This window comes from Oceanobacter antarcticus (genome assembly GCF_044962685.1).
Classification (GTDB): Bacteria; Pseudomonadota; Gammaproteobacteria; order Pseudomonadales; family Oceanobacteraceae; genus Oceanobacter; species Oceanobacter antarcticus.
This window is the reverse complement of record NZ_JBBKTX010000006.1, coordinates 172767-198971: the sequence shown is the minus strand read 5'-3', so window position 1 is coordinate 198971 and position 26205 is coordinate 172767. Positions and strand designations below refer to the sequence as shown.

28 protein-coding genes and 1 pseudogene are annotated in these 26205 nt (G+C 52.1%); 16 read left to right on the top strand and 13 right to left on the bottom strand.

What is annotated here, in order from left to right; all coding sequences use genetic code 11:
- The 5 genes from WG929_RS06890 to WG929_RS06870 form a co-directional block, all read right to left on the bottom strand.
- Positions 1 to 205, bottom strand: a 205-nt coding sequence (locus WG929_RS06890; RefSeq protein ID WP_416205448.1) for a transposase, incomplete at its 3' end; no start/stop codon positions are given.
- A 263-nt stretch (positions 206 to 468) separates the two neighbouring features.
- Positions 469 to 891 carry a hypothetical protein gene (locus WG929_RS06885; RefSeq protein ID WP_416205447.1) on the bottom strand — a complete coding sequence of 141 codons (423 nt, stop codon included), beginning with the start codon at positions 889 to 891 and terminating at the stop codon, positions 469 to 471.
- Complete coding sequence (locus WG929_RS06880; RefSeq protein ID WP_494517108.1) at positions 891 to 1373, bottom strand: SPM autocatalytic domain-containing protein; 483 nt, start codon at positions 1371 to 1373, stop codon at positions 891 to 893. Before WG929_RS06880 ends, WG929_RS06885 begins: the two co-directional genes overlap by 1 nt.
- A 193-nt stretch (positions 1374 to 1566) precedes the next feature.
- Complete coding sequence (locus WG929_RS06875) at positions 1567 to 2031, bottom strand: transposase (RefSeq protein WP_494517107.1); 465 nt, start codon at positions 2029 to 2031, stop codon at positions 1567 to 1569.
- Positions 2031 to 2219 (bottom strand): hypothetical protein, encoded by a 189-nt coding sequence (locus WG929_RS06870; RefSeq protein ID WP_416205445.1) that lies wholly within the window; start codon positions 2217 to 2219, stop codon positions 2031 to 2033. Before WG929_RS06870 ends, WG929_RS06875 begins: the two co-directional genes overlap by 1 nt.
- A 296-nt stretch (positions 2220 to 2515) precedes the next feature.
- On the opposite strand from WG929_RS06870, the gene WG929_RS06865 reads away from it, so the two are divergent.
- A complete protein-coding gene (locus WG929_RS06865) occupies positions 2516 to 2872 on the top strand; it encodes a type II toxin-antitoxin system RelE/ParE family toxin (protein WP_416205444.1) in 357 nt (118 codons plus the stop codon).
- The gene (locus tag WG929_RS06860; protein ID WP_369854607.1) at positions 2865 to 3152 is read left to right on the top strand and encodes a Fis family transcriptional regulator; all 288 of its coding nucleotides are present in this window, start codon (positions 2865 to 2867) and stop codon (positions 3150 to 3152) included. Before WG929_RS06865 ends, WG929_RS06860 begins: the two co-directional genes overlap by 8 nt.
- Before the next feature lie 111 nt (positions 3153 to 3263).
- Here the strand turns inward: WG929_RS06860 and WG929_RS06855 are convergent.
- Positions 3264 to 3502, bottom strand: a pseudogene (locus WG929_RS06855) (JAB domain-containing protein); the annotation flags it as partial.
- Positions 3503 to 3659: 157 nt separating this feature from the next.
- Positions 3660 to 4703: an IS5 family transposase gene (locus WG929_RS06850; protein ID WP_416205443.1), complete on the bottom strand. Its 1044-nt coding sequence runs from the start codon at positions 4701 to 4703 to the stop codon at positions 3660 to 3662.
- A 352-nt stretch (positions 4704 to 5055) separates the two neighbouring features.
- On the opposite strand from WG929_RS06850, the gene WG929_RS06845 reads away from it, so the two are divergent.
- The 4 genes from WG929_RS06845 to WG929_RS06830 all read left to right on the top strand — a co-directional run bounded on the left by WG929_RS06845 (position 5056) and on the right by WG929_RS06830 (position 8098).
- Positions 5056 to 5505, top strand: coding sequence for an HvfA family oxazolone/thioamide-modified RiPP metallophore (locus WG929_RS06845; protein ID WP_416205442.1), 450 nt, complete (start codon positions 5056 to 5058; stop codon positions 5503 to 5505).
- A 40-nt stretch (positions 5506 to 5545) separates the two neighbouring features.
- Positions 5546 to 6412 (top strand): HvfB family MNIO-type RiPP peptide maturase, encoded by an 867-nt coding sequence (locus tag WG929_RS06840; RefSeq protein ID WP_416205441.1) that lies wholly within the window; start codon positions 5546 to 5548, stop codon positions 6410 to 6412.
- Positions 6413 to 6414: 2 nt separating this feature from the next.
- Entirely contained in the window at positions 6415 to 7197 is a 783-nt protein-coding gene (locus WG929_RS06835; protein ID WP_416205440.1) for an HvfC family RiPP maturation protein, read from the top strand.
- A 103-nt stretch (positions 7198 to 7300) separates the two neighbouring features.
- The gene (locus WG929_RS06830) at positions 7301 to 8098 is read left to right on the top strand and encodes an MlaA family lipoprotein (protein WP_416205439.1); all 798 of its coding nucleotides are present in this window, start codon (positions 7301 to 7303) and stop codon (positions 8096 to 8098) included.
- A gap of 132 nt (positions 8099 to 8230) precedes the next feature.
- Here the strand turns inward: WG929_RS06830 and WG929_RS06825 are convergent, their stop codons facing one another.
- Entirely contained in the window at positions 8231 to 9310 is a 1080-nt protein-coding gene (locus WG929_RS06825; RefSeq protein WP_416205438.1) for a 3-deoxy-7-phosphoheptulonate synthase, read from the bottom strand.
- Positions 9311 to 9432: 122 nt separating this feature from the next.
- On the opposite strand from WG929_RS06825, the gene WG929_RS06820 reads away from it, so the two are divergent.
- Entirely contained in the window at positions 9433 to 10362 is a 930-nt protein-coding gene (locus WG929_RS06820) for a DUF72 domain-containing protein (protein WP_494517106.1), read from the top strand.
- Between the two features lie 31 nt (positions 10363 to 10393).
- On the opposite strand, the gene WG929_RS06815 is transcribed toward WG929_RS06820, so the two are convergent.
- Positions 10394 to 11164 (bottom strand): sulfite exporter TauE/SafE family protein, encoded by a 771-nt coding sequence (locus tag WG929_RS06815; protein WP_416205436.1) that lies wholly within the window; start codon positions 11162 to 11164, stop codon positions 10394 to 10396.
- A 122-nt stretch (positions 11165 to 11286) separates the two neighbouring features.
- Between WG929_RS06815 and cysB the strand changes: the two genes are divergently transcribed.
- Entirely contained in the window at positions 11287 to 12261 is a 975-nt protein-coding gene (gene cysB, locus WG929_RS06810; RefSeq protein ID WP_416205435.1) for an HTH-type transcriptional regulator CysB, read from the top strand.
- Positions 12262 to 12320: 59 nt separating this feature from the next.
- Here the strand turns inward: cysB and WG929_RS06805 are convergent, their stop codons facing one another.
- Positions 12321 to 13040 (bottom strand): phosphoadenylyl-sulfate reductase, encoded by a 720-nt coding sequence (locus WG929_RS06805; RefSeq protein ID WP_369854597.1) that lies wholly within the window; start codon positions 13038 to 13040, stop codon positions 12321 to 12323.
- A gap of 305 nt (positions 13041 to 13345) precedes the next feature.
- Here WG929_RS06805 and thrH point away from each other — a divergent pair, with 305 nt between their 5' ends.
- Both thrH and WG929_RS06795 read left to right on the top strand, forming a co-directional pair.
- Positions 13346 to 13963, top strand: coding sequence for a bifunctional phosphoserine phosphatase/homoserine phosphotransferase ThrH (thrH, locus tag WG929_RS06800; RefSeq protein ID WP_369854596.1), 618 nt, complete (start codon positions 13346 to 13348; stop codon positions 13961 to 13963).
- Between the two features lie 797 nt (positions 13964 to 14760).
- A complete protein-coding gene (locus WG929_RS06795) occupies positions 14761 to 16254 on the top strand; it encodes a hypothetical protein (RefSeq protein WP_416205434.1) in 1494 nt (497 codons plus the stop codon).
- Positions 16255 to 16321: 67 nt separating this feature from the next.
- Here the strand turns inward: WG929_RS06795 and WG929_RS06790 are convergent, their stop codons facing one another.
- Positions 16322 to 17707, bottom strand: a complete 1386-nt coding sequence (locus WG929_RS06790; protein ID WP_416205433.1) for an anthranilate synthase component I family protein — start codon at positions 17705 to 17707, stop codon at positions 16322 to 16324.
- 211 nt (positions 17708 to 17918) lie between these two features.
- Here WG929_RS06790 and WG929_RS06785 point away from each other — a divergent pair, with 211 nt between their 5' ends.
- Positions 17919 to 18752 carry an alpha/beta hydrolase gene (locus WG929_RS06785; RefSeq protein ID WP_416205432.1) on the top strand — a complete coding sequence of 278 codons (834 nt, stop codon included), beginning with the start codon at positions 17919 to 17921 and terminating at the stop codon, positions 18750 to 18752.
- A gap of 72 nt (positions 18753 to 18824) precedes the next feature.
- Here the strand turns inward: WG929_RS06785 and ppsR are convergent, their stop codons facing one another.
- On the bottom strand, positions 18825 to 19643 hold the full coding sequence (gene ppsR, locus WG929_RS06780) for a posphoenolpyruvate synthetase regulatory kinase/phosphorylase PpsR (RefSeq protein WP_416205431.1): 819 nt from the start codon (positions 19641 to 19643) through the stop codon (positions 18825 to 18827).
- 289 nt (positions 19644 to 19932) lie between these two features.
- Here ppsR and ppsA point away from each other — a divergent pair, with 289 nt between their 5' ends.
- From ppsA to rraA, 3 genes are all read left to right on the top strand, one after another.
- Entirely contained in the window at positions 19933 to 22305 is a 2373-nt protein-coding gene (ppsA, locus tag WG929_RS06775; protein WP_416205430.1) for a phosphoenolpyruvate synthase, read from the top strand.
- 76 nt (positions 22306 to 22381) lie between these two features.
- Positions 22382 to 23416, top strand: coding sequence for an alpha/beta fold hydrolase (locus tag WG929_RS06770; protein ID WP_416205429.1), 1035 nt, complete (start codon positions 22382 to 22384; stop codon positions 23414 to 23416).
- A 97-nt stretch (positions 23417 to 23513) separates the two neighbouring features.
- The gene (rraA, locus tag WG929_RS06765) at positions 23514 to 24008 is read left to right on the top strand and encodes a ribonuclease E activity regulator RraA (RefSeq protein ID WP_369854589.1); all 495 of its coding nucleotides are present in this window, start codon (positions 23514 to 23516) and stop codon (positions 24006 to 24008) included.
- 234 nt (positions 24009 to 24242) lie between these two features.
- Here the strand turns inward: rraA and WG929_RS06760 are convergent, their stop codons facing one another.
- A complete protein-coding gene (locus WG929_RS06760; protein ID WP_416205428.1) occupies positions 24243 to 24452 on the bottom strand; it encodes a hypothetical protein in 210 nt (69 codons plus the stop codon).
- 198 nt (positions 24453 to 24650) lie between these two features.
- On the opposite strand from WG929_RS06760, the gene WG929_RS06755 reads away from it, so the two are divergent.
- Positions 24651 to 25319, top strand: coding sequence for a GntR family transcriptional regulator (locus WG929_RS06755; protein WP_369854588.1), 669 nt, complete (start codon positions 24651 to 24653; stop codon positions 25317 to 25319).
- The gene (gene prpB, locus WG929_RS06750) at positions 25316 to 26197 is read left to right on the top strand and encodes a methylisocitrate lyase (RefSeq protein WP_416205427.1); all 882 of its coding nucleotides are present in this window, start codon (positions 25316 to 25318) and stop codon (positions 26195 to 26197) included. Before WG929_RS06755 ends, prpB begins: the two co-directional genes overlap by 4 nt.
- The last annotated feature ends 8 nt before the right edge of the window (positions 26198 to 26205 follow it).

Genomic DNA, 26205 nt, shown 5'->3' with positions numbered 1-26205 from the left:
CCAGCTTGGCATCGGGTGACCAGGTATCGGCTGTCGGCTGGTTTCCGGGCACGGGAACTCCATCTTGTCGGCATAGTTTCAACCAACTATACAGGGTCACATCGGAAATGCCTTCCTCTGTAGCGACCGAGGCAACCGACCGGTTCATAGGGGGCAACAGCTTCTTCAAGACAGCGGCCTTACGTTCGTCTGAGTAGCGCGGCATAGCAATCCTTTTGACCCACTCTGAGAAGAATTTAGACGAAAACGCCTACTGGACAACTAGGGTGACAGAGCGGGCATACCATCACCCCAAAACTGAACCAAGCTAGGGCCGAATCTATTTACTACAATCAGGGTATTTCCGGAAAATTTTTCATGTAAGCTGCACAAATTCTTACTCAAGACGACTCCTTATTTCATACTACATTGCTATTATTTTATCGATCATCGTGACAGATAATTTGCCACGATGATCATCACCACTATTTATTGCTCCACCAATTTCAGAATATCCGGATGACCCTCAACAAACTTATAGGTAATAGTTCCATTTTTCGGATCATGTCCCATCCAAGACCTACCTAACTGATACTGTGGTATTTTAAGACAATATTCTTTTGCAGTATAACCTTTAGGTACGGAGGTCACAGTAGTGCATAAACTATCGTTTTTTACACTCCAAATAGCCTTACTTGAAGCCCCTTGTTTGTTAAACTGAAAAGCCGAGCCGTCATTATAAAAATAAGTCAGCGTCGAACCGAATCGATTAATAATCACCAAGCTATTACCCGAGACCAACTCCTGAATATTAATTTCGCTAGCCTGCTCCGCATCAACAATTGGAACTACTAATCCCAACAGCCCACTTATAATAAAAACAATCTTATTTTTTGCCAAACCAGTTATCATTAAGCAGCCTCCAGTTCAGCCATAAAATAAACGTCACCTACTAAGGTCATGGTGTCGTTCATTGTGGCCCACGAATGTTCTCCGATTAGATTACCATTATCGTACTGATCCCATGATAAATAATCTACTGAGATTTTATCTATATTTGATTCAGAGAGTGTAGTTAACTCACCAGCATCCGTCACGCCATTAGTATTTCTATCTTGCCAAATCAGCAAATCATCATAAGCTTCATCTTCCGAAGAAATAATCCCGTCTGAATTGATATCTAATAACTGCAGTTTAGCGTAACCTTCGCCTCGCTCTTGTCCAGCGAATAGCTCATTTATATCATTGATAGCGCCATCCTTGTTCAAGTCCATGGCCAGGAATCCATCGTTTGCATCCAGCCATGCCGTTTTTTCAACTACGCCATCTCCATCTAAATCAAACTGAACATCGCTTTCAAAGGCGCTATTTGTTTGAATCCCATCCCCATTCAGATCGATAGCTATAGGAGACAGTGCCGTATAATCTATTGGGGAGATCTATTTAGTCGCGTAAAGCCACCGTTGCAGCAAATTATTCACATCAATGCCTTCGGAATATCCTAATGCTGCTCTATCCGGCCCATTTCCGGCCAATTCAGTAGAGATTTGGACTATTTCCAGCCCAAATCGCGTCATTCAGACGCACCTATCCCACGTGGGATAGAAAACTCCAGCGGCGAGCGTTGTACACCATGTTCATCAAGCCGATTCTCAGTTCCGCTCTGGCCTGGCGCTGCTGGGCCGGAGTGCGTTCTGAAGAGGCAGGCGGTGTCGGGTCATCGTCATCTCCGTCGGACTTTTCTTGTGCTTTGCGGGCTTTTTCCTGCTGCTGCTCTTCGGTTTTTCGCTTGGGTGCTTCAACCAGGGTAGCATCGACAATTTGACCGCCTTGAGGCCGATAACCGTGGGCTTCGATTTGCGAGAGCAAGCTGTAAAACAGTTCATCGGTGAGGTTTTTCTGGACGAGTAACTCTTTATATTTCCAGACGGTATTCGCATCGGGCATCGGATCTTCCAGCGACAAGCCAAGGAAGCGGCGGAATGACAAGCGGTCTAACACTTGATACTCAACCTGCTTGAGCGACAGGCTGTCGTAGTGGCGTAGGAAAATTATTTTGAACAGAGCGGGAGGGTGTCTGAACGAGGACGGCCCTTGTTGGATGAACGAGGCATGCGGATCTTGCTGAGCACAGGCCTGAAGGCAGCCCAGTCGACGAGTTCGTTGATTTTGGCGAGTGGGTCGTTGTGCTGATCCAGTTTGTCGTTCAGGTCATCAAAGTCGAAGAATCCTGGCTGCATACCGTGTAACCGTTGTTATCCGAAGTCGTGTGTGGAAGTGTATCAAGAACTGATTAAATAGATGAACCCTATAGGCAGTCTTCTCGGCCAGCTTTAAATACTCCGCCACCTCTTTCAAGGTCAAAATCTGATCGCTCATAAAAGTGTTTTTTCTCCTAAAACGATGAGAGAATAGGGGGAAATTGGGGTATCCACAACTATAAAGCGTCTAACTGTGTACCAAGGTAAGGACAGGGTGGAATGACCCGACACAAGAATGATCTTGGCAGAATGTACCATTTTTGGTACGTTTGTGTATGACTGGCGGCAGCAGAAAGAAAGTACCTGCTGTCTTCTACCGGTCTGAGAGTGGCAATGAGCCAGTGCGGGACTGGTTATTGGGGCTATCTAAGGATGACCGGAAGGCAATCGGTGCTGATATTCAGACAGTCGAATTTGGCTGGCCGATTGGGATGCCCGTATGCCGTCCAATGAAAGACGGGCTATATGAGGTCAGGACGAATCTCGATGAGGGACGTATTTCACGGGTATTGTTCTGCTTTCATGGTGGAAAGATGGTGTTGCTGCATGGATTCATTAAGAAATCGCAAAAGACACCTAAGCCAGATCTTGAACTGGCAAAGAAACGTAAAAGAGAGGTAGATCATGGCTAAACAAAATCAATTTATCGGGTCATCCCTTGATGATCTGCTTGAAGAAACGGGCGAACTCGCAGGGGTAAGCACCGTGGCGATCAAGCGGGTGATTGCATGGGAGATCACCCAGAAAATGGAAGTTGAGCATATCTCTAAAACCAAAATGGCAGAGTTGATGGATACCAGCCGTTCTGCTTTAGATCGTCTGCTTGATCCTGCCAACACCTCCGTTACGCTGCATACACTTGATAATGCAGCTCGTGCTGTAGGCAAGACGTTACGCATCGAATTATCTTAATTTTTTGGTCTTCTCGGCCAACTCAAGTAAGAGTTGGCCAAAAATTGAAGAAGCTGCTTAGCTGACATCCTTGCGCCCGAAAAAGGCATGAAAATCCTGCCTTCATCAAGCCTATAGCATTCCTCTCTCTGCAAAGCTCACACAGTCTTCTACGGATACAATCAGATGATCCAGTACCCGCGCACATCAAACAAGGTGAGGGCTTCCTTTAGTCGTTCTGTAATGCGAATATCTGCTTGGCTCGGTTCACTGATACCGGACGGATGATTATGGGTAAAGATTACCGCTGCGGGATTCAGGCTTAACGCTTTCTTGGCTACTTCACGCAAATACACGCTGCACCCGTCTATAGGGGAGATCTATTTAGTCGCGTAAAGCCACCGTTGCAGCACATTATTCACATCAATGACTTCGCAATATCTTAATGCGGCTCTATCCGGCCCATTTCCGGCCAATTCAGTAGAGGTTTGGACTATTTCCAGCCCAAATCGCGTCATTCAGATGCACCTATCCCACACGGGATAAAAAGCTCCGGCGACGAGCGTTGTACACCATGTTCATCAAACCGATTCTCAGTTCCGCTCTGGCCTGGCCGATGCAGCGCACCATGAACTTTTTGCCGTCGCGTTTCATATCCGCATAATCGACACGTGCCCGAACCTGAGAGCGTTTTTGATTCGCCTGCTTGCTACGCTCAGGCATGTCTTTACCTCGGGGTTTCTTGCGGTGGATGTGGGAGCGGTAGCCCCGGTCTTTCAACATGCTTTCATTTTCTTCGCTTCGATAAGCGCTATCTGCCCAGACATCCGCGCTGCTGTTGTCGCCATCGATCAGGGCTTCGAGCTGGTGCCCATCGTGTTTATTGGCAGCAGTCGCTTCGTAGCTGCGAATGAGTTTGTGCTGTTTATCGACGCTGGTGTGATTTTTATAGCCGAAGTAACTCTTGCCATGCTTCTTCGTCCAGGCCGCATCTCGACTGGCCTGGCGCTGCTGGGCCGGAGTGCGTTCTGAAGAGGCAGGCGGTGTCGGGTCATCGTCATCTCCGTCTGACTTTTCTTGTGCTTTGCGGGCTTTTTCCTGCTGCTGCTCTTCGGTTTTTCGCTTGGGTGCTTCAACCAGGGTAGCATCGACAATTTGACCGCCTTGAGGCCGATAACCGTGGGCTTCGATTTGCGAGAGCAAGCTGTAAAACAGTTCATCGGTGAGGTTTTTCTGGACGAGTAACTCTTCATATTTCCAGACGGTATTGGCATCGGGTACCGGATCTTCCAGCGACAAGCCAAGGAAGCGGCGGAATGACAAGCGGTCTAACACTTGATACTCAACCTGCTTGAGCGACAGGCTGTCGTAGTGGCGTAGGAAAATCATTTTGAACATGAGCAGGGTGTCTGAACGAGGACGGCCCTTGTTGGATGAACGAGGCATGCGGATCTTGCTGAGCACAGGCCTGAAGGCAGCCCAGTCGACGAGTTCGTTGATTTTGGTGAGTGGGTCGTTGTGCTTATCCAGCTTGTCGTTCAGGTTATCAAAGTCGAAGAATCCGGGTTGCATACCGTGTAACCGTTGTTATCTGAAGTCGTGTGCGGAAGTGTATCAAGAGCTGATTAAATAGATGCCCTAAAGCAGAATCAGGATACGCAGGTGGCGGAGCGGGTTTTAGATGGGATTAATGGAGCGGTTACGAAAAATCCGTCAGCCAGACGTTGGACGCAGAGTATGACGAGTCCTTTTCAAGTCCGACAACACTGCATGTCGCGTGTTTTTTTAAAAAATATTTTCCCACGCTGTAAGAAACCTTGCAGACCGACGACAGAGTCATCAGTAGGCCAATCATTGGCCACTGAATGAATCCTGACCGGGTTCAGACGATTCACGTCAACCATACATAAAAAGGTACTTACGCATGAAAACGTCTATCAAATCCATGTCTGCTGTTTTAGGTGCGACTTTTCTGGCAACGATGGCGCAAGCGCCCATTGCGGCGGCCGTTGACAACCCGTTTGTTTCAACCGAGCTGGCAGCGGGTTACCAGTTGGCTGGCAAAGATGCCGAAGGTAAGTGCGGTGAAGGCAAATGTGGCGATAACAAAAAAGCCGCCATGGCCGACGACATGCATTCGGATATGAAATCAGCCACCGAAGGTAAGTGCGGTGAAGGCAAATGTGGTGACAACAAAAAAGCCGCCATGGCCGACGATATGCACTCGGATATGAAATCAGCCACCGAAGGCAAGTGCGGTGAAGGCAAATGTGGCGATAACAAAAAAGCCGCCATGGCTGCGGACATGCATTCGGATATGAAATCAGCCACCGAAGGTAAGTGCGGTGAAGCCAAGTGTGGCGCGAATAAATAGTCATTACGACACCGACCATTGTTGCTGGGGCGCTGATGCTATGCCTGATCATACTCTTCCATTTCCCGTATCCGGTGCCGGTCTTGGGTTGCGACGGGGCTTGCTGCCAGAACTGCTGGCCAGCCCGGATGCGGCGATTGATTTTATGGAAGTTGCCCCGGAAAACTGGATCGGGATTGGTGGCCGTTACGGCCGCCAGTTCCGTGAGCTGACGGAACGTTACGATTTTTTATGTCATGGACTGTCGCTGTCAATCGGCAGCCCGGCACCGCTGGACGAAGCGTTGGTGCGGCAGGTGGGTCAGTTTCTGCGTCAACACAATATCAAGGCCTACAGTGAGCACCTGAGCTATTGCAGCGATGACGGCCATTTGTACGACCTGATGCCCATCCCGTTTACGCCTGCGGCGGCCGATTATGTCGCGGAGCGGATTATGCGGGTGCAAGATATTCTCGGTCAGCGACTGATTATCGAAAATGTCTCCAGTTATCTGGAACCGGGCAAGGTAATGTCTGAGCCGGAATTTGTTAATCAGGTGCTGGAAAAGGCCGATTGTGACCTGTTGCTGGACGTAAACAATATCTACGTCAACTGTGTTAATCATGGCGGTGATGCGCTGGCTTATATTCGTGCAATGCCAACGGAGCGTATTCGTTATCTGCATATCGCCGGTCATTTTGCCGAGGCGGACGATTTGCTGGTTGACACCCATGGTATGGCCGTCAAGAAAGAGGTCTGGGGCTTACTCGATGCCACTTATCAGACCCATGGGGTGATTCCGACGCTGCTGGAACGCGATTTTAATTTCCCGCCATTACACGAACTGCTGGATGAAGTCGCCATGGTGCGTTCACGGCAGGCGTTTTGGCGTGACCAGCCAGTCATCACTGCCGATGGCTGGAAATGATCATGATTGCTGATGTGGATACCGATGTGGATACCGATGTGGCTGATTTTGAATCGATACAGCGCCAGTTTGCCAATCATTTACGCAGTCAGGGACAGCAGCCTGCTCCAGAGCACTTATCCGAGGTTCGGCTGGCGGTTTACCGGGAGTTGTTTTTCAACAATATCAAAGGGTTTCTGGACGCTACGTTTCCGGTGTGTGCTGCTTGGCTGGGAGTTCAGCGTTGGGAACAAATCAGCCGCGATTTTTTTCGCGACCATCGTTGTACAACGCCTTATTTCGCCAAAATTAGTGAAGAGTTTTTGCACTTTCTGGAACAGGATTTCCAACCGCAGGCAAGTGATCCGGTGTGGTTTTATGAGTTGGCTCATTACGAATGGCTGGAGCTGGCGGTGGATATTGCCACGGTGGCAGCACCTCCCTGTGACTTGGATGGGGATGTGGTTGAGCATATACCGGTTGCGGCAGCCGCTTGTCAGGGGTTTGTCTATCAATACCCGGTACACCGGATCGCCGCCGGTTCTCCGAGTCCATCACCGCAAACAACGGCCTTGATTGTGTATCGGGATGCGCAAGAACAGGTACGCTTTGTTGAAACCAATCCGTTGACACTGGGTTTGCTGGCTCTACTGGTACAGAATCCTGATCAACTGACGGGCAGGCAGATAGTGAAGGCCCTGCTGGATACTCAGGGACTGGCAGACTCGCCAGTGGCTCTGGAAGGCGGTTTGCACATGCTTCGCCAGTGGCATCAACAGGGGGTTTTGGTGGGCTCCCAAGCCTGATCGTTATGGCCATCGCCATTGGTGGAACAGGCCGGTACTGAAGTGCTGCTTTTTTCCCTGCCACCAAGCTGCTTTAATACCGCCCAAATGGACTGAGGGGATCATGATGCGACTTCTTCTTGCGACGCTGTTGCTGACAGCGACCAGTATGGGTCAAGCTGCAAGTGCCGATAATAATAATCCGGATCCGTGGGAAGGCTTTAACCGTCGGGTTTTTGCGTTTAACGAAGTGATGGACAAATATGTGCTGAAACCGACGGCACAAGCGTATCAGTACGTGACACCGCAAGATGTTGACGACTCGGTGAGCCAGTTTTTCTCCAACATTGGTGATGTGTTGGTGGTTGTAAACGATATTGGCCAGCTCAAGTTTGGTCAGGCGGCATCGGATTCTGGCCGTTTTCTGATCAACACTACCGTCGGCTTTTTTGGCTTTTTTGATGTGGCGACGCATATTGGCCTCAAAAAGCACAATGAAGACTTTGGCCAAACGTTAGGCTATTGGGGTGTGGGGACCGGCCCGTATCTGGTGTTGCCTTTTCTGGGGCCAAGCAACTTGCGCGACACGGGCGGTCTGGCGCTGACCTGGAGCACTAGCCTGGGCAGTTCTGAAGTCGGTGCGACGACGACCGATGACTATTCATTGATTGCCCTGCAACTGGTTGACCTGCGTGCCGATCTGATTTCGTCTGAAAGTCTGATTACTGGTGACAAGTACATTTTTTTACGCAGCTTCTATTTGCAACGACGTGAATATTTGGTGAACGATGGCGTCACCGCCGACAGTTTTGGCGATGATTTCGACGACTTTGATGACGAAGAGTGGGATGACGACTGGGACGAGGATTGGGACAAGCAAGAGCAACCCGAATCTCCGGCCGGTGATACCTATTCGATGTGATCCGCGTTGATCTGGTGATCGGATTGCGGTGATCGGATTGTGGTGGCCCAAATGATACAAAAAAAGCCCCGGAGTGTTACTCCGGGGCTTTTTGGGTTTTACGCCAAAACAGGGGGGGTGATTACGGGGCGTTTATTTAGCCTGTCTGCGCTTGGGTAACACGTTTTTCAGTTTCTCATGCATGGTCAGTATAGCAGTCTCGGTTTCGTCCCAGCTGATACAGCCGTCAGTGACTGATTGACCATATTCCAGCTCATCCAGATTGGCAGGAATATTCTGGCGACCGTGCTTGATGTTGGACTCTACCATCAGGCCAATAATGGACTGATTGCCTTCCAGGATCTGGTTGGTGACGTTTTCCATCACCAGTGGCTGTAATGCCGGATCCTTGCTGGAGTTCTCGTGGGAGCAGTCAATCATGATGTTCTGGGCCAGTCCGGCTTTGGCCAGTGCCTGTTCTGCCAGAGATACGTTGACCGAGTCGTAGTTTGGCTTGCCACCGCCACCGCGTAAGACGATATGGCCGTAGGGATTGCCCTGGGTGGTGACAATCGCGACCGAACCTTGCTGGTTGATACCGAGGAAGCGGTGCGGGTTGGCGACCGACATCAGTGCATTGGTGGCGACCGAGAGGCTGCCATCGGTACCGTTTTTGAAACCGACGGACGAGGATAACCCTGACGCCATTTCACGGTGAGTCTGGGATTCGGTGGTACGCGCACCAATGGCAGACCAGGTAATCAGGTCTTGCAGATATTGCGGTGAAATCGGGTCGAGCGCTTCGGTCGACAACGGCAGGCCCATTTCGGACAAGTCCTGCAGCAGGCGGCGGGCAATATGCAGACCTTCTTCAATCTTGAAGCTGTCGTTCATATAGGGGTCATTGATAAGACCCTTCCAGCCGACGGTGGTGCGTGGCTTTTCAAAGTAGACACGCATCACCAGATACAGGCTGTCGCTGACTTTTTCGGCCAGCGCTTTCAATCGGGTGGCATAGTCTTTGGCAGCGTCAATATCGTGGATAGAGCAAGGGCCGATAACCACAAAAATACGGTTGTCCTTGCGATCCAGAATGTCACGGATTACCTGGCGGCCTTCCTGTACGCAGCTGACGGCAGCTTCGGAAATGGGCATTTCCTGTTTTAACTGATCTGGTGTGATCAGGGTGGTAATCGACTCTATGTTCAAGTCTTCGACGCGAGTATCTGTCATAAAAATCCTGGTGATGGTTGAATCTTGTTTATTTGGAGCAGATCGCTTTACTGAAAAAGGTGGCTAGCTGCGATGGGGCCGGAGGCATTTTTGGCGGTGGCCCTGTTATAATCCAAGTGATTATGACAAATGCAGCCCAAAAAGCACATTCAGTAGATGAACCTGGCGTATTGCGGATGGGATTGCCCATGTGGTTTTTACCACAATGGAAAGGGCAATTGCTCTCGGCCGATCAATCCAGTACCACGGCATTGGCGGAATACAGCCAGGTCTTCCAGTCAGTGGAGGGTAATACGACCTTTTACGGTTTGCCGGAGTCGGTACGTCTCAGGCAGTGGCTGGATTTAACCACGGATACATTTCGTTTTTGCTTCAAACTCCCCCGTACAATCAGCCATACACCAGACCTGGTGGCGGCATTACAAGGGTTGCCAGGTCGCGATTTGGCGGCTTTTATTGATGTAATACTGGCACATGCGCCAGATAAACTGGGTGTGCTGATGTTGCAGCTTCCGGGGCAGTTTGATGCTTCCCGAACCAGGCAGTTGCTGGAGGCTCTGGATCTCTTGCTGGGCGGCAGCTTCAGCGCTGGATTACCACTCCGTGTTGCCGTTGAATGTCGCCATCGGTCATTTTTCGATAAAACGGATCATGAACCACGTTTGTTGCGAGCACTGTCGGATCGGCGGGTTGACCGGGTGGTGTTTGATACCCGTGGGCTGATGGCTGATCAGGGCACTGCCGCTGCGTTACTGGACGCCCAGGCTAAAAAGCCTGCCATGCCAGTACATCCGATTGCTACCGGTGATTGTCCGGTCGTGCGATTTATAGGTCATCCTCGTTATGAAGACAATCTGCGCTATTTTCAGCAGTGGCAGCAGAAGTTGACCCAATGGCAGCAGCAGGGAAAGTCTCCCTATATTTTCTGGCACACAGTCGGCAACCACGATGTGCCGCAGGTACACCGACGCCTGATGGCAGACTACTGGCATCAGGCGGTAACCTGGCCGGGGGAGCAAGGCATCAACCAGACCGCCGATTTGTGGGGTTGAGGAAAAAAGTCACCGTCCTGTGTATTGGCTGTCAGAACAACACATATTTAATGCCTAGCCCGAACAGCAGGCTGGCAAGCAGGCTGCGCAGAATATTTTCCGGAATGTGTCGCGCCAGACGACTGGATACCTGTATTGCGGGAAGAGAGCCAATCAACAGGGCACCTAATAATATAAAATCAATGTTACCCAGATAAAGATGTATCAGGCCTGCCGCAAGGGTAAGTGGAACGGCGTGGGCGATATCGGTGCCAACGACATTGGTTGAGCGCAGTGCCGGGTAAAGAATCATCAGGATTGCTGTGCCAATAGCTCCTGCTCCTACTGACGACAGCGTCACCAGTACACCCAGAATAACCCCCATGGCGATGGTCAGGTGGCCGATGCGAGTCGGGTTGTCGCCAATCAGGCGGCTGGACCAGTGCTGGAGAGTAGTACGGAATACGATAGTGCAAGCGGTAAACAGCAACATGGCACCCAGAACATTGGTCAGAATGTGGCTGTATTGCTCGGGATCGTCAAAGAATTGGTCCAGTACCACACCTGTGATCAGGGCTGCGGTTATACTGCCGACAGCCAGCTTGCGCAGAATGCTCCAGTTCACATGGCCTTGACGGTGGTGGGATATTGCGCCAGAGGCCTTGGTGATTGAGGCATACATCAGGTCAGTGCCAACCGCGATGTGGGCTGGAAAGCCAAACAGCAGTAGCAACGGCGTCATCAGTGCGCCACCGCCGATGCCCGTCAGACCAACAATAAAACCGACGCCTGCGCCGGCGAGGATATATAACAGAATGTCCATGTTGTGCGGTCTACACTGCCGGTAACGGAAAGAAGGTGAGTTGGTACTCTAACCGGCTACCTTCTATACTTAAAAAGAATATTTAATTATATTTTTATAACTCAATACCTGGGGGAGGTAGCATGAAGCTGCAACAGCTCAAATACATATGGGAAGTAGCTCACCACGATCTGAATGTTTCTGCCACGGCCCAGGTGTTGTATACCTCGCAACCGGGTATCAGCAAGCAGATTCGACTGCTGGAAGATGAATTGGGTGTTGAGATATTTGCTCGCAGCGGCAAGCACCTGACCCGTATTACCCCGGCAGGGGACGCAATCCTTGCCGTTGCGGGAGAAATTCTGCGCAAGGTCGAAGGCATCAAACAGCTCGCCCAGGAATTCAGCGATGAAACCAAGGGATCACTGACGCTGGCAACAACGCACACCCAGGCACGTTATGCGTTACCGGAAGTGATACGGGTCTTTATGCAGCAGTACCCTGAGGTTACCCTGCATATGCATCAGGGAACACCGATGCAGATCGCTGAAATGGCGGCCAATGGCACCGTGGATTTCGCCATTGCCACAGAAGGTATGGAGCTGTTCAGTGATTTGATCATGATGCCTTGTTATCGCTGGAATCGCAGTATTCTGGTGCCCGCCAATCACCCGCTGGCGCAGTTCAAACGACCATCGCTGGAACAGGTGGCCAATTATCCGCTGGTGACCTATGTGTTTGGTTTTACCGGGCGTTCCAAGCTTGATGATGCGTTCAAGAGTCGTGGCCTGACACCACGAGTGGCGTTTACTGCGGCTGATGCCGATGTCATCAAGACTTATGTGCGTTTGGGTGTGGGAGTCGGCATCGTTGCCAGCATGGCTCTCGATCCAACGCTGGACAAGGATCTGGTGGCCATCGATGCCAGCCATCTGTTTGCTCCCAGCGTCACCAAGATCGGCTTTCGCAAGGGTACTTTTTTGCGTGGTTTTATGTACGACTTCATTTCCGGTTTTGCTCCGCATCTGACCCGTCAGTTGGTCGATGAAGCGGCGCAATGCAGTAACAAGAGTGAAGTGGGAGACGTATTCAAGGCGATCAAACTGCCGGAAGCCTGAATCCAGTCATCATACCTTCGCCGCGTCGGCCTTGCTCCGCTGAGGCGGCGATGGCTCGGTCAGCCTTTGCTGATGATATTGCCGCCGTGCAGTCCACATTCTTTGTGGGTTTCTTCTTCCCACCACCAACGGCCTTCACGTTCATGCTGGTTTGGCAGCACAGGACGAGTGCAAGGCTGGCAACCAATACTGACAAAACCACTGGCGTGTAACGGGTTGTAGGGCACATCAAACATCCTGATGTATTCCCACACCTGCGCTGATGTCCAGTGGGTCAGCGGGTTGTATTTGATTAATTCGCCGTGTTGGCCAGGTGAGGCATCGACTTCAATCATTTCGATATTGCTGCGGGTGCCGGGGCTTTGATCGCGACGCTGGCCGGTAATCCAGGCATCCAGAGTGGCCAGCTTGTTTTTCAGTGGCTGGATTTTACGGACGCCACAGCATTCCTGGTGGCCATCCTCAAAGAAGCTGAACATGCCTTTTGCGGTCGTTAATGCCTGCAGTGACTGCTGCTCGGGTGTCTGCACCTGAATTGTGATGCCGTAGTGCTTGCGTACGGTTTCGATAAATTCATAGGTCTCGGGATGCAGACGGCCGGTGTCGAGTGTGAAAATCTGAACATCGCGACGAAGTTTGACTGCCATGTCGATCAGCACAACGTCTTCGGCACCGCTGAACGACACGGCGATCGCATCGTGCTGCTCAAGGGCGTAGCGAATCAGGTCTTTGGGACGTTGACTGGCGTACTCTGCATTAAGTTGCGTGAAATCTGTCATCTTGCTGGGCCGCTGATTATAGAAAGTATAGGGAAATGCTAGCACGCTATGTTTAGGTCAAAAAATACTAATAAAGAATATTGTTATTTCATTCTGGTTCTAAACGAGCCTGAAACCTTGTTTCTGGGTTGTCTCGGGTTGTTTCTGGGTTGTCTCGGGTTGGTTGATGCTGTGTCCAGTCTGCGCGGGAAGCGCTACCGGCGTCGAGGTTCTCAGGCTCTGGCGGGTTGTGTTGTGATGGCCAACTGGCTAGAGTACGGCGCCTTAAAATACCCTGAAAAACTTCCTAGAATCGCGGAGATATCATGGAAATCGCATGTTTGGACCTTGAAGGTGTTCTGGTTCCTGAAATCTGGATTGAATTTGCCAATAAAACCGGGATTGAAGAGTTGAAGGCCACAACTCGCGATATTCCTGACTACGACGTGTTAATGAAGCAGCGGCTTGGTTTGCTGAAACAACATGGTCTGAAAATCCAGGATATTCAGGCCGTGATTGCGACGCTGTCGCCACTGGAAGGCGCCGCTGAGTTTGTTGACTGGCTGCGTGAGCGTTTTCAGGTAATTATCCTGTCGGACACTTTTTACGAATTTTCTCAGCCACTGATGCGCCAGCTCGGTTTTCCGACGCTGTTCTGCCACCGACTGATAACCGACGCCGTTGGTAATGTAGTGGATTACAAACTGCGCCAGGCCGATCCCAAGCGCCAATCCATTCGTGCCTTGCAAACGATCTACTACCGCACGATTGCAGCGGGTGATTCCTACAACGATACCACCATGCTGGCTGAAGCCGATGCGGGTATCCTGTTTCATGCGCCACAGAATGTGATCGATGAATTCCCACAATTCCCTGCAGTTCACACCTTCGAAGAGTTGAAAAAAGAGTTTATCAAAGCCAGTAATCGCGAACTGAGCCTCTGAATTGTCATTTTAGAGGGGGCGGGATTTGATGGTGGATATTCCGTTTCCCCTTTTGTTGCAATTGGTGAATATACCGTTTCGTATCTGGCGGTAGTGCCCGATCAATATCGGCAGTTATCAATAACATGACCGGTGCATCAGTCATTCTGGAAAAGCCTATTTTGTCGTGGCTTGATCTGCTGGATCGTTTTTCGGCACTGCCAATATTCTATTCGAATTTTATATATCCCTATACGGATCTCCATATGTCAATCGATGTCGGGAGATGATTGTCTGAAGCGGAGGGGTGTTTGCCTGGCATTCAGCAGTCCCGCCCATGACTGCATGGCTAAGAAGGTAGAGCGAAGCAGGCGGCCAGAGCCTGGAGCTGTACAGGATTAAGCAGGATTAAATAGATACAAATGGTGTTGCCTGATGAATTTGTCGCTAATGGGCAGTGTGGTCGTATTGATTCGTGAATATCATTTTTTGATAATTGAAAAGTGGGTGGTTTGGTAGCACAATCATCTAACACGTAACAGTCTGGCGCAAACTTGATGAATTCTGGATTGAGTCTATGCTTGGTATTTGTAGCGATGATCTCATTGTGTGAAAGCATTATAATTGCGATAAACTCTGGCGAGTACCGGTGATTTCCATTATAAGCAAGGTGTCGATTACATTTTTTGTAAATATTTGTTCTTCTTTTGCTGATGAGTGAGAAGCGGGTTTTGAATATGTATCGGCAGTGGCTGATTTTAAATAGGAATACAGAGCGATTGTCAGCGGATGTGACAAGGAAGGCGGCTGGATTTTTATTGTTGTTGGTCTGTTGTTCTCTGGCGTCGACGGTGCTGGCTGAAGTGGTGACGGTCTCCAAAAGCCAGACGCATCTGGAAGACTATCAGACCTATGATCAGCCCAATACCTACGTCGTGGATGAAAATCCAATGGCTCGCCATAAATTCAAGGCTGATCGTCTCGAAGGTAAACGTGGCCAGGAAGCGGTTCTGGTGATTCAGACAGAGAAAACGGCCAGTCCTCGGCCAACGGTTGCGCCGGTTGTTCGCAGTACACCCGTCAAGGTATCTGCGACCTCTACACCTGTTACAAGTACTGCAAAAAAAACGGTTGCAGCTAAAAAAGCGGATCCCTCGCCTGCGCCGACGGCGCTGCCGGTTATCAAACGCAAAAGCAGTTTTGAGTTACCGGTTCCTCCTCCAGAGTTATCCGGGGTCGCCACCGGAAGCGACGCGACGATGGATTCGACTCCTGCAGATGCGTCTGTCTATAGTCATGCGGCAAACGCGCCTGGTATTCAGGATTCTGCTGTTGATAGCACCGGGATTGAGCCGCGTGTTTTCGCTGAACAATCCCCGGGGGCTGTGTCTGACGGTGCTGACAGTACCGCTGATATGATTAAGCCGCATGGTTCGGAAAATCCGGTAACGGGTGATGAATTGATGGAAATTCTCGCTGGTAGTGTGTATCAGCCGGCAGTCAGTCCGATTGCCAGCGAAACCCGTCATGAAACCAGCCAGGTTATCAAGCTGTTGCCACCCGAACAGATGAAGCAGCTACAGTCCCGGCAGTCGGTTCAGCGTCAGGAAGTGGTGGAGTTACAGGGCAGTCAATCCCTCGGGATGGTTGATGGCCAGGACATCGGTCATCAGCAAGCAGCAAAGATTTCTTATTTACCCCCCGAAGCACTGGAATCTGATCGCCAGTTTTCGGCGGTGAAAACGACCTCGGTATCAGCCAATACGCCGCGAGGTTATGCCAGCTCGGAGATCGTGGAGGTAGCACCTACCCCTTCCGGAGAGCTGGTGACAAGGGCCGGTTCCCGGACTGATAGCGGTATGAGCCGATTGCCAGTCTCTACCGTGACCAGCAGAGGAATAATTCCGACTCCGGCAAGCAGTTTGACGTTCAGCCGCAAGACGCCGGTGACGGAAACATTAACAAAGGATACGGCAACGGCAGCGAAGGTTGTGCCCTCAGTGGCGGCTCCGCCGAAGGAGGTTCCCGTTGATTTACCTCGCTGGAATCCTAATCGTGACCTGAATAATCCGGGTGCGTCTGCTGTCAAGTCACGGGATTCAGGGGTTGCCAGCAAGGCTGAGCCGGTACAAAAAACGGTGCCAGACAAGCAAGCCGTCAGTCAACCTGCACCGGTAAAGCCAGTGAAAGCTGATCCTGGTGCTTCCGGGGGCGCCGCGTTATCAAGTACAGCGATCAGTAAGCAGGATTCTGTGATGCAGATTATGACGCGAGAAGGTAGCGGCCAGGTTGTCTACCGCTCCGGTCAGTAATCTGCCAAAACCTCCCCGTTAATCTGCGCTCCATACGGCCTTCGGCTGTTTAACCATCTTCACCCGTTTAACTTATGGTATCCAGAAGCTGTTGTACCTTGCTGAACAGCTCGTCGTACTCTCCGGCGGCAGTCGAGTCCTTGACCACGCCGCCGCCTGCCCAGCACTCCGCCCCTGAGGGTGTGGCTACAACAGAACGAATCAGAATGTTGAAATCGGCCACCCCCTGATCGCTGAAGTAGCCGAAAGACCCGCAATACAGCCCTCGTGAATCGGGTTCCAGCTCGCGGATAATTTCCATGGCGCGCTTTTTTGGTGCTCCGGTGATCGAGCCACCAGGAAAGGCGTTTAGCACGGCTTCCAGAGGCGAGATTTCCGGTTTTATCTCTGCTCTGATAGTGCTGACCATATGGTGCACGTTGGCGTGGGATTCGATATCAAACAGCTTCTCAACCTGAACGCTGCCGGTTACCGCAGAACGTCCCAGGTCATTACGCAACAGATCTACAATCATCAGGTTCTCGGCCTGATTTTTTTTGCTGTCGGCCAGCCATTGGCGGTTGGCCAGATCCTCGCTGGCTGTCTTGCCACGGGGTGAGGTGCCTTTTATCGGGCTGGTGACCATGTGTTGCTGGTGGATTTTGACAAACCGCTCAGGGCTGACGCTGAACAGGGTCAGGGACTGACCACGAAAGTAGCAGGAGAAAGGCGCGTCGAAGTGTTCCAGTAATTTGGCGGGTGATATCGCGGTCAGATCCTCATGACAGCGGAAGGGCATGGTCAGATTCACCTGGTAGACATCGCCCGAGACAATATAATTCTGCACCTGATTGAATGCCTGCTGGTATTCACTGGCATCCCATTGCGGTTGCCACTGATATGTGTCCGTAGTGTCGGTCGTATTGCTGTTGGTAATACAGCGCGCGCGCGCCTGGTTGAGCTGTTCGAGAATGGTGCTGCACTCTGTTTTGGTGCACGGCCTGGGGCTGCGGAGCGTGACGGTATCTTCGGCAAAGTCGAGTAACAGGCTATGAGGGTAATAGTGGAATTCGGCCAGCGGATGTGGCGGCTGAGATTGTGTCGACCGGTTGTCGGATGGATGGATTCCTGCGACTGTCCAGCAGCCAGCAGCGTAGGAGAAATAGCCCATCCAGCCGCTGATAAACCCTTCGTTGTCTGGCGTAGCCGGATTGGCTGACGCTGCCTTGATCTGGTCGGCTTCGAGTGCTTGTTTCAGTTGCCGCCATTGGTGGTCGTTGCTGGCGGAGAGCACTCGTGTGGGGGCATAAGCCAACACCGCCCAGCAGGGTCGGGCAGCCTGTTGTTGACCACTGGTGCCGCTATAGATCAGAGCGGAGCCGGGCAGCTGCTGGCAACAATGCAACAGCTCGCGGGCGGAAAATGGCAACAGGTAGGTTGTATACAACGCTGTGGTGCTGGGAAGGCTGGACATTGGCGCGAAAGTTTTCCGATCAGTCAGTGTGTAGGGGAGCCGCGGTCATTATCCGGCGCATTCCCCCTGGTTCACAACCCTGGCATTGCTCGGAAGCGCTCGTTAGACTGGCGCTGTCGTCTTCACATGCGCTGTGCGCGTTCGCCGACGTGTTGTCGGAATTATTGTTGTGTCAGTTATCAGTTATCAGTTATCAGTTATCAGGTCAATTGTGGAAAAGCACCCCGTTAATATTCGCACTGCCAGTGTCAATCAACATGCGTTGTTGTTGCAATGCGCGAACAATCCCGGTGGACGGCGGCTTGTTTTGCTACACGGTGCCGGTATTGCGGGTGAATTAACCTGGACTTACGTGGCCAATTATCTTGCTGGCTGGAGTGAAATCCTGATCCCGGATTTTGCCGGTATGGGCAGGTCATCCTTTCTTCACTGCGTTAAGCCGACGGTGGATGACTATGCTGGTCAGATCGACGAGCTGCTCACGGCGCTGGATTGGTGGGATGCCGATATTGCCGGTTACTCGTTTGGCGGTATGGTCACCACTGAGCTGGTGAAACAGCATGCCTTTGGTTTGTTGTACCTGCTTGAACCGGCGTTGCTGTCTGGCAACGATGCCGCCGGTTTGCTGGCTCGGGAAGCCCGTTATGCCGGGCTGGAGCAACGCTTTCTGGATGGAGACGCAGGCGCCTATCTGGATTTTCTCGACGCGGTATCTCCCAATCGTCGGCGTAATCCGACGGCGGATCGTGTCGCGGTCAAGCGCTTGCAGGTCAACCGGCAGGGGTTGTGTCAGGCGCTGGGGGCGGTCAGTGAATCATTGGGTCGCCAACGTGAGTATTATCTGGACTGGACTTCGCCATTGCCGGGTATGAGTCTGGTCGGAGAGTTAAGCTCGCCAGATATGCAGCAACGACAGCAGCGGCTGGAGCAGCAAAGCCCGAACTGGATCGCCCAGGGGATTGCCGGGGCCGATCACAGTCTGGTGTTTACCCATCCGAAGCAGGTGGCCCGGCTGATGAATGATCGTCTGGCGATGCTGATATAGCCTTGGCTGTTGTAGCGCTTGGTGTTGTAGCGCTTGGTGTTGTAGCGCTTGGTGTTCTTGCCACCTCTGGCATCAGGATCGTAAACGACGCTGCAGGCCGGTCTCGGCGAGAATACGGGTGGAAATTTCCTCAATCGATTTGTCGGTGGTACTGATAAACGGGATTTGTTCACGCTGATACAGGGTTTCCACTTCGTCGACCTCGTGATAACACTGTTTCAATGAGGAATAACGGCTGTTTGCCCGGCGCTCATTACGAATTACCGACAGCCGATCCGGGTCGATGGTCAGCCCGAACAGCTTGCTGCGATAGGGTTCAAGACTTTTGGGTAAGCGTAAATCGGCCATGTCCTCTTCAGTCAGCGGGTAGTTGGCCGCCTTGATACCGTATTGCATGGCCAGATAAAGACAGGTCGGGGTTTTGCCGCAACGGGATACGCCGACCAGAATGACATCAGCGGTTTTGTAATGGCGAGTACGAGCGCCGTCGTCGTTATCCAGGGCAAAGTTCACGGCGTCGATGCGTGACAGATAGCTGGTGTTTTTGGCCGAGTGGGACATGCCGACGCTGTAAGAAGACTCTACTTCAAGTGCCTGCTCCAGCGGTTTCAGAAAAGCATCAAAGATGTCGATCTTCAGTCCTTCGGCGCTGTCGATGACCTGCCGAATGGTCTTGTCGATGACGGTATCGAAAATAATTGCTGGCTGGCCGCTCTTGCGCGAGTCGGCGTTGATCAGGGCGACAGCCTGCTCTGCTTTTGTCACGCTATCAATATAGGGCAGAGTTACACGCTCGAATTCAATCTTCTCAAATTGGGCCAGCAGACTGTTGCCCAGCATTTCGGCAGTAATGCCGGTGCCATCAGAAATAAAGTAGGCGTATCGCTTCATATGGAAATTTGTTTTACCTGCACTTAGTATTACGCGCGCTTGCCCCGGCCCTGGTCCAGGTTGAGTCGCTGATTACTTAAATAACACCAGACGATGATCTGCGTCAGTAGACTGCAAGGGTTTCGGCAACACCGATAACCTCGATTGCCCGGAAGCAGCATAAAAGGGTTTATCTGAACCCGTTAGGCACCGCAACCCCAAAGCGGTGTTTTTACCGTCGAAGGCACCACAAGTGTGTTCGGCGGGTTCAGCAGGCTCATAAAGCACGCGATGGTACAGGAGAACAACATTGACTGACTATGTACTTTGGTTTGATCAGGTAGGTATGGGTGACGTGGAACGCGTTGGCGGAAAAAACGCGTCGCTCGGAGAAATGATCAGCCACCTCGCCAGTTCCGGCGTTACCGTTCCGGGTGGCTTTGCCACCAGTGCCGATGCCTATCGGGAATTTCTTTCCTATCAGGGATTGGCGGATCGTATCAATGCCGCGCTGTCCGATCTGGACGTTGATGATGTCCGTGCGCTGGCGGAAACCGGTGCCGCTATTCGCAGCTGGATTCTGGAAGCACCGTTGCCACCACCGCTGGAAGCCGCCATTCGTGAATCTTACATCACCCTGCAAGCAGGCAACGAGCAGATGGCCGCCGCAGTGCGCTCATCGGCCACGGCAGAAGATCTGCCAGATGCGTCTTTTGCCGGTCAGCAGGAAACTCACCTGAATATCGTCGGTATCGATCATGTGCTGCATGCAGTGCGGGATGTATTTGCCTCATTGTTTAATGACCGGGCGATTTCTTACCGGGTGCATCAGGGCTTTGATCACAGCAAGATCGCACTGTCTGCCGGTGTTCAGCGTATGGTGCGCAGCGAGACCGCCTCCAGCGGTGTGATGTTCTCGATTGATACGGAATCCGGTTTCGACCAGGTAGTGTTTATTACGTCATCTTATGGTCTCGGTGAAACCGTGGTGCAGGGTGCGGTTAACCCGGATGAGTTTTATGTTCACAAGCTGAATTTACGCGAGGGGCGGCCCTCGATCCTGCGCCGTAACCTGGGTGCCAAGGCCATCAAGATGGTTTACAACGCCTTCGCCAGTGTGGGGCAGTCGGTCGAAACCTTGCGGGTAGACCGGGAGTTACGCCAGCAATTTTCAGTGACCGATGCCGAAGTGGAAGAACTGGCGCGGATGGCACTGACCATTGAAGAACACTATGGTCGTCCGATGGACATCGAATGGGCCAAAGATGGCGACGACGGCAAATTGTACGTGGTGCAGGCACGTCCGGAAACGGTCAAAAGCCGCACCAGTAAAACCGTGATGGAGCGTTATTTACTGAAAGAAACCGGTACCGTGCTGGCTGAAGGACGCAGTATTGGCCATCGGATTGGTTCTGGTCGGGTGCGTATTCTGAACGATATCGATGAAATGGATCAGGTTCAGGAAGGCGATGTACTGGTTGCCGACATGACAGACCCGGATTGGGAGCCGATCATGAAGCGCTCTGCGGCGATCGTCACCAATCGTGGTGGTCGCACCTGTCATGCCGCCATTATTGCTCGCGAGTTGGGCATTCCAGCCGTGGTTGGCTGCGAAGATGCCACGGAACGTCTGAAAGATGGTCATGAAGTGACGGTGTCCTGCGCCGAGGGCGATACCGGTTACGTGTATGACGGCGCACTGGACTTTGATATTCGCACCAACAGTGTCGATTCAATGCCGGAGCTGCCGTTCAAGATCATGATGAACGTGGGTAACCCGGATCGGGCCTTCGATTTTCAGGGACTACCGAATGCCGGTGTTGGCCTGGCGCGGCTGGAGTTTATTATCAACCGCATGATCGGAGTGCACCCCAAGGCGCTGTTGAACTTCGATAACCTGCCAGAAGATCTCAAACCTACGGTTCGGCGACGTTTTGCCGGATATCCCGGCCCGGTCGATTTTTACGTTGAGAAGCTGGTGGAGGGCATTGCTACCCTGGCCGCTGCTTTCTGGCCCAAGCGGGTGATTACCCGCTTGTCGGATTTCAAATCGAACGAATATGCCAATCTGATTGGTGGCCGCCTGTACGAGCCGGAAGAAGAAAACCCGATGCTGGGCTTCCGTGGTGCTTCCCGTTATATCTCGAAAAACTTCCGCGACTGTTTCGAGCTGGAATGCCGGGCGATGCGCAAGGTTCGTGACGAAATGGGCTTTACCAACGTCGAGATCATGGTGCCGTTTGTGCGCACACCGGGCGAAGCAGAACAGGTGGTTGGCCTGCTGAAAGACAATGGCCTGGAACGCGGCAAAAACGGTCTCAAGCTGATTATGATGTGTGAGCTGCCAGCGAACGCCATCCTGGCGGATGAATTCCTGCAGTACTTTGACGGTTTTTCTATTGGTTCCAACGATTTGACCCAGCTGACACTCGGACTGGATCGTGATTCCGGTATCATTGCCCATTTATTTGATGAACGTAATCCGGCCATCAAGGTGTTGCTGGAAAATGCCATTCAGGCCTGTAAGCGGCAGGGAAAATACGTCGGGATTTGCGGGCAAGGGCCGTCCGATCACCCGGACTTTGCGCGCTGGTTGATGGAACATGGTATTGACAGCGTGTCGTTGAACCCGGATTCGGTCATGGATACCTGGTTTTTCCTCGCCGACAAGTCACAACCGTAGCGCCAGACTGACGGTTATCCTTACCGCAATATGTACCCCCGGTCGCTGGTGATCGGGGTTTTGGAGATTCCCCCGCATGAAAAGCAGCAGTGAGCTGTTTCCGGTGACGCTGGCTCGGGCTGATAACCTGGCCGGTTTTACCGATGATGTCTATCTGGTCAAACACAACCTCGACAAGGATCGCAGCGTTGAGGTAGCGGTGACGCATTTGTCGCCAGGCAGTTATGAAACATCTCCCGCCCGTGATGGCCGTCGCCCTCCCGTGGTTTTATTACACGGTTCATTTACTAACCGCAGTTTCTGGCTGACAGCGGATGGTGAGGGGCTGGCGGCCTGGCTGGTGCGGCAGGGGTTTGATGTCTGGCTGATGGAGCAGCGTGGCCACGGTTTGTCGCCGCGTAATAACGACTACACCGGTAACACCTCTCAGCAGTACGCCTGTTACGATGTACCTGCGGTAAATGATTTTGTCTGCGAAAAAACCGGTGAATATCCCGCCTGGATCGGACATTCCCTGGGGGGTGTGGTGCTGGCAACCGCCATTGCAGCGGGTAAGTTACGCCCTGACAACTGCGCCGGGGTGATGTCCTTCGGTGCCCAGATACTGAAACGCCCATGGTATTTATGGATGCCGTTAGGGTCACTGAGTTTACGTACCCTGATGTCCCTCAAGGGTGAGCTGGATGGCCGCAAGATCGGTATTGGCCCTGAAAATGAACCGGCCGGTATTGTTAACGAATACCTTGCCCGCCAAGCTATTTTTGGCAAATGGCAGCTGGAAAATATAAAGCAGCCGTTATTGCCTGCCTGGCGTCAGGCCAACGTACCGCTACGGATGTTTGCTGGGGCGGGCGATCGCATCGACCCAGCCAGCTGTTGCCGTCGATTCTATGAACACTATGGTTCAGACGCCGGTATCGAAGTGGCCAAGTCGATGACGTTACTGGGTGTCGAAAACGGCTTCAGCGAAGACTATGATCATCTCGGGATGGTTATCAGCCCAGCGGCTCGGGACGAAGTCTGGCCGTTGGTAGCCAACTGGCTGGGAGACCTGGTAGCGCTACCAGGTGCTCCGGTGGCGACCAGTGAGCCAGAGCCCGCTGAATACTGAGCCAGCAATCAAGGCACTGATCTCCACCCAAAGTGGTCTGGACGACGGTGCCTTTCATGGTGTTTGATAACCTCCACACTTAACAGGAGACCACCGCATGACTCACTATCTGACCCCCGACCTGTGCGATGCCTACCCGGAACTGATTGAAGTGGTTGAACCCATGTTCAATAACTACGGCGGCCGCGACAGCTTTGGTGGTGAAATCGTTACTATCAAGGCCTTCGAAGATAACTCCAGGGTACGTGAGCTGGTTGCCACCGATGGCAAAGGCAAAGTACTGGTGGTGGATGGCGGCGGCTCGCTGCGTCATGCCATGCTGGGCGACATGCTGGCAGAAAAAGCCGCCAGTAACGGCTGGGAAGGCATCATCATTAATGGCTGCATCCGCGATGTGGATGTGATTATGGAAACTGACCTGGGCGTACAGGCGCTGGCCACCAACCCGTTGAAAACCGACAAGCGTGGCCTGGGCGATGTGAATGTCGAGGTTAAATTTGGCGGTGTCGTCTTCAAGCCCGGCTGCTTTGTCTATGCCGACAATAATGGCGTGATCGTTTCGCCACAGCCTCTGTCAATGCCTAATGACTGATTATTAAGTGGCCTTCGATGCATGGCCCGGTTTTGCCGGGACATGCCGATCATGTTATCCCTGAATGTTTTGGAAAATAATATTGTGCTCACAGTACCGCTGAATTTCGCGGCTGGAGGTAATATCCATAGAATACATAAACTTTCCTCCTGACAGGCCGTGTCAAATAATTGAGAACGCCCCCAGATAACGGCAACACTCGTATCAAATGCACCTCGCAGGGTGTTTTCCAACTCAGGCACTTCTTCGAAATACATTGATCTTCATTTCCAACTGCCGGATTTTCTCATCCGTCACATCATCAAAATTCGTTTTCTTCGGGTCGGTGCGCGTATCTGCTGGTAGCGGTAGATTGTTGTGTGGCTGCTGTAACTTCTGGTTTTCCGGTTTCATCCGTTCGCTGATCAGCTGAGGTGAATAACCAAACGACAATCCTGCTTCCATCCTGGTCAGGCTTTACGGGAGCGTTTTCTGGCCAATGATCCTTGGTTGATTGCATACGAAACCCTTTTTTTGTGATGTTTTTTGGTCTTTTTTGAGCCAGAAATTGTATTTTTGTATACAATATTCGCCTAAAGTCTATTGTTAATCCTCGTCCGGGGCATTATTGTGAGCACATCCAAGCAGATCGTAGACAATTTGATGGCAGACCCTCAAACACTCGCCGACAAGGTTTTTGCAGAACTCACCACTGCCATTGTGCGGGGAGAGCTGAAGCCGGGGGCGCGGGTGTCGGAGCAGATGCTGGTGGAAAAATACGGTGGCAGCCGTGCGCCGATGCGCGAGGCGATCCAGAAACTGGAGGCTAGGCGTCTGGTGGTGCGGATTCCCCATGCCGGAGCCAGGGTCGTGTCGTTGTCATTGTCAGAACTGCGCGATATCTACGAAGTCCGGGTCGAACTCGAAAGCATGGCCTGTCGTCTTGCCGCCGAGCGGATGACGGATGACGAAATTGCCGAGTTACAAACCTTGCTGGATGAACACGCTGCCTCGATCGAAGCCGAGCAAGGGCAGAGTTATTACCAGAAAGCCGGTGATCTCGATCTGCATTATCGCCTGATTCGCGGTAGCAAGAATGAGCGCCTGCACCAGATGCTGTGCGGCGAGCTGTACCATCTGGTGCGTATGTACCGCTACCAGACCAGTACCAGTACCAAGCGCCCATTGCAGGCGCTGCAGGAACACCAACGTATCGTTGAAGCCATCGCCGCGCGTGACGCCGAGCTGGCTGAACTGCTGATGCGACGTCATATCCAGACGTCGCTTCTTAATCTTGAACGACTTATGGCAGAAGAGGAGGGTCAAGCATGACTCCAGGTCAGAAATTCCGTCAGGCACTGGCGGATACCAAACCATTACAAATAGTGGGCACCATCAACGCCTATGCCGCCATGATGGCTGAACGTATCGGTCACAAGGCGATTTACCTGTCCGGTGGCGGTGTAGCGAATGCCTCTTATGGTCTGCCCGACCTGGGTATGACCTCGCTGAACGACGTCGTTGAAGACGTTCGCCGTATTACTTCGGCTTCCAGCGTGCCATTGCTGGTGGATATTGATACTGGCTGGGGCGGTGCCTTTAATATTGCCCGCACCATTCAGCAAATGGAAAAAGCCGGTGCGGCGGCGGTTCATCTGGAAGACCAGGTGGCCCAGAAGCGTTGCGGCCATCGCCCGAACAAGGAAATCGTTTCCATTGAGGAAATGACCGATCGCATTAAAGCGGCTGTTGATGCTCGTACCGATCCGGATTTTTTTATCATGGCGCGTACCGATGCCTTTGCCCAGGAAGGTCTGGAAGCTGCGCTTGAGCGTGCCAAGGCTTATGTCGCTGCGGGTGCTGACGGTATTTTCGCTGAAGCCATCAAGACCGAAGAACATTACCGCGCTTTCTCGGCCGCCCTGGGCGACGTGCCGGTGCTGGCCAACATCACTGAATTTGGTCAGACCGAATTGTGGAACCGTGAGCAGCTGGGCGAGTGGGGTGCGGCTATGGTCTTGTACCCACTGAGCGCTTTCCGTGCCATGAATAAAGCAGCCGAGACGGTATACACCAGCATTCTTGAAAACGGCGATCAGCGTGCCGTGGTCGATATGATGCAGACTCGTATGGATCTGTATTCTTATCTGAACTACCACGACTTTGAGCAAAAGCTGGATCAGCTGTTTTCGGAAGGTAAAAACAAGTAAGCCTCGGC

Coding starts and splice junctions, on each gene's coding strand:
- WG929_RS06850 (WP_416205443.1), bottom strand. CDS start 4,703: ATGCAACCCGGATTCTTCGACTTTGATAACCTGAACGACAAGCTGGAT.
- WG929_RS06805 (WP_369854597.1), bottom strand. CDS start 13,040: ATGACAGATTTCACGCAACTTAATGCAGAGTACGCCAGTCAACGTCCC.
- WG929_RS06860 (WP_369854607.1), top strand. CDS start 2,865: ATGGCTAAACAAAATCAATTTATCGGGTCATCCCTTGATGATCTGCTT.
- WG929_RS06835 (WP_416205440.1), top strand. CDS start 6,415: ATGATTGCTGATGTGGATACCGATGTGGATACCGATGTGGCTGATTTT.
- WG929_RS06885 (WP_416205447.1), bottom strand. CDS start 891: ATGATAACTGGTTTGGCAAAAAATAAGATTGTTTTTATTATAAGTGGG.
- WG929_RS06760 (WP_416205428.1), bottom strand. CDS start 24,452: ATGGAAGCAGGATTGTCGTTTGGTTATTCACCTCAGCTGATCAGCGAA.
- WG929_RS06770 (WP_416205429.1), top strand. CDS start 22,382: ATGAAAAGCAGCAGTGAGCTGTTTCCGGTGACGCTGGCTCGGGCTGAT.
- WG929_RS06820 (WP_494517106.1), top strand. CDS start 9,433: ATGACAAATGCAGCCCAAAAAGCACATTCAGTAGATGAACCTGGCGTA.
- prpB (WP_416205427.1), top strand. CDS start 25,316: ATGACTCCAGGTCAGAAATTCCGTCAGGCACTGGCGGATACCAAACCA.
- ppsR (WP_416205431.1), bottom strand. CDS start 19,643: ATGAAGCGATACGCCTACTTTATTTCTGATGGCACCGGCATTACTGCC.
- WG929_RS06830 (WP_416205439.1), top strand. CDS start 7,301: ATGATGCGACTTCTTCTTGCGACGCTGTTGCTGACAGCGACCAGTATG.
- WG929_RS06870 (WP_416205445.1), bottom strand. CDS start 2,219: ATGCAGCCAGGATTCTTCGACTTTGATGACCTGAACGACAAACTGGAT.
- rraA (WP_369854589.1), top strand. CDS start 23,514: ATGACTCACTATCTGACCCCCGACCTGTGCGATGCCTACCCGGAACTG.
- WG929_RS06815 (WP_416205436.1), bottom strand. CDS start 11,164: ATGGACATTCTGTTATATATCCTCGCCGGCGCAGGCGTCGGTTTTATT.
- WG929_RS06845 (WP_416205442.1), top strand. CDS start 5,056: ATGAAAACGTCTATCAAATCCATGTCTGCTGTTTTAGGTGCGACTTTT.
- WG929_RS06755 (WP_369854588.1), top strand. CDS start 24,651: ATGGCAGACCCTCAAACACTCGCCGACAAGGTTTTTGCAGAACTCACC.
- WG929_RS06840 (WP_416205441.1), top strand. CDS start 5,546: ATGCCTGATCATACTCTTCCATTTCCCGTATCCGGTGCCGGTCTTGGG.
- thrH (WP_369854596.1), top strand. CDS start 13,346: ATGGAAATCGCATGTTTGGACCTTGAAGGTGTTCTGGTTCCTGAAATC.
- WG929_RS06790 (WP_416205433.1), bottom strand. CDS start 17,707: ATGTCCAGCCTTCCCAGCACCACAGCGTTGTATACAACCTACCTGTTG.
- WG929_RS06865 (WP_416205444.1), top strand. CDS start 2,516: ATGACTGGCGGCAGCAGAAAGAAAGTACCTGCTGTCTTCTACCGGTCT.
- WG929_RS06825 (WP_416205438.1), bottom strand. CDS start 9,310: ATGACAGATACTCGCGTCGAAGACTTGAACATAGAGTCGATTACCACC.
- cysB (WP_416205435.1), top strand. CDS start 11,287: ATGAAGCTGCAACAGCTCAAATACATATGGGAAGTAGCTCACCACGAT.